This window comes from Catellatospora sp. NPDC049133, from assembly GCF_040648455.1.
Taxonomy (GTDB): domain Bacteria; phylum Actinomycetota; class Actinomycetes; order Mycobacteriales; family Micromonosporaceae; genus Catellatospora; species Catellatospora aurea.
In genome coordinates, this window is the sequence record NZ_JBEZDT010000098.1 from 1 (window position 1) to 1,120 (window position 1,120).

Annotated in this window: 4 protein-coding genes; all 4 read left to right on the forward strand. The window is 52.1% G+C overall.

The window, feature by feature from the left end:
• Nucleotides 1–7 precede the first annotated feature (7 nt).
• The gene (locus AB0B35_RS42150; RefSeq protein WP_361057545.1) at nt 8–127 is read left to right on the forward strand and encodes a P22 phage major capsid protein family protein; all 120 of its coding nucleotides are present in this window, start codon (nt 8–10) and stop codon (nt 125–127) included.
• Between the two features lie 39 nt (nt 128–166).
• Nucleotides 167–352: a hypothetical protein gene (locus AB0B35_RS42155; RefSeq protein ID WP_060446553.1), complete on the forward strand. Its 186-nt coding sequence runs from the start codon at nt 167–169 to the stop codon at nt 350–352.
• Complete coding sequence (locus tag AB0B35_RS42160) at nt 327–809, forward strand: packaged DNA stabilization gp4 family protein (RefSeq protein WP_350590095.1); 483 nt, start codon at nt 327–329, stop codon at nt 807–809. The genes AB0B35_RS42155 and AB0B35_RS42160 overlap by 26 nt, the downstream gene beginning before the upstream one ends.
• A 7-nt stretch (nt 810–816) precedes the next feature.
• On the forward strand, nt 817–1,120 hold a 304-nt coding region (locus AB0B35_RS42165; protein ID WP_361057542.1), incomplete at its 3' end, for a packaged DNA stabilization protein.

Here is a 1,120-nt window from a genome sequence, read left to right on the forward strand (position 1 = left end):
CTTCTCTATCCGCGTACACAAATACTCGGACGGCGACGCTAACGTGCAGAAAATGCGTTTCGACCTGCTGCCAGCCTACGTGTGCTTCAACCCACACATGGGCGGCCAGTTCTTCGGCAATCCGTAATCGCGAGGGGCTTCGGCCCCTTTATTTTTTGGAGGCGAAATGGATCGCATGAGCATCTTTATGGCTGCCGATAACGACGCTGGCCATGTTCAGGCTGTAATCGCAGAGAAAGACTTCCCAATTTACGAAAAGCTCGGCTTTGTGGCTTCCGTTGACGACATCAAGCCGGTTGTTAAGCGTGGGCGCAAGGCGGCTGACAATGGCAACGACTCTGACAAAGGGTGAGATCGTCTTATTCGCTCTCAGAAAACCCGCAGTAGCTTCAAATGCAACTCTAACTGATGTAGAGCCTCAATCAGTCGAGGATGCCATTCATGACCTCGAAGACATGATGGCTGAATGGATGATTAATCCTGGTAACGTCGGTTATTTGTTCGCGGCGGATGGCGAGGAGCCGTTACCAGACGATGACTCTGGACTGCCGCGCAAATACAAACATGCAGTTGGCTATCAGCTAATACTCCGCATGCTGTCTGATTATGGCGTAGAGCCATCACCTCAAGTCCTGACTAATGCTCATCGCTCATATGACGCGCTGCTGACTGACACGCTCGTTGTTCCGTCGATGCGCCGTCGCGGAGATTTCCCGCTTGGGCAGGGCAACAAATACGACGTGTTTACCATCGACCGATATTATCCAGGCGATCTGCCCCCGATTGACGGCGACATCCCAAATCAGTAGGTGACTCATGCCAATCCAAAAGCTGCCATTAGCCAAAGGCCTTGGCAAAGACTACCGCAATGCTGATTACGTCGATTTGCTTCCTGTTAACATGCTGGCGACGCCGAAAGAAGTTTTGAATGCATCTGGGTATCTTCGCTCTTTCCCTGGCGTAGCGAAGCGCTCAGACGTTTCTGGAGTGTCTCGCGGCGTGGAGTACAACACGGTAGAGAACATTCCATATCGTGTAGCCGGAGAGAAGATTTACAAAGGGAACTCAGAGCGCGGGAGTGTTTCTGGAAGTCAGCGCGTAAGCATGGCACACAGCGCTA